At 70.9% G+C, this 388-nt stretch carries 1 pseudogene; it reads right to left on the bottom strand.

The features are described from left to right. Nucleotides 1-388 (bottom strand): annotated as a pseudogene (locus G3I60_RS44295) (hypothetical protein); the annotation flags it as partial.

A 388-nucleotide genomic window follows, 5' to 3' on the forward strand; every position in this document is an offset into this window, starting at 1 on the left:
GGGGATGTCCAGGGTGAGCTGGTCCGGCGTGAGGGTTACCGTGCCGGGCTGGGCCACGGTCAGTTTGCCCCGCAGGTCCGGTATGGGGATCTCGCCCTTGGAGGGCACGGGCGGGGTGGAGGCCGGTGCGCTGAGGGTCAGTGGGGCCTGGCCTGAGACCAGTACCCGGGCCGAGGGGACGACACTGTTCGCGGGGAGTGCGACGGGACCGTTGGCCGGCCCTTTGTTCGCGAGACTCAAAGTGACGTCCACGGCCTCGCCCGCCGCCGCCGTTGCCGGGGCGGTGAGGGTGGCCGTCGTCGTGAACAGCGAATGGGAAGAGCCGAAGACACAGTCGTAGGTGACGGGCGCACTGCCGGCCTGTGCGGTGGTGGCGGCGAGGACCAGG

The sequence above is a fragment of the Streptomyces sp. SID13666 genome (genome assembly GCF_010548325.1).
Lineage (GTDB): Bacteria > Actinomycetota > Actinomycetes > Streptomycetales > Streptomycetaceae > Actinacidiphila > Actinacidiphila fildesensis.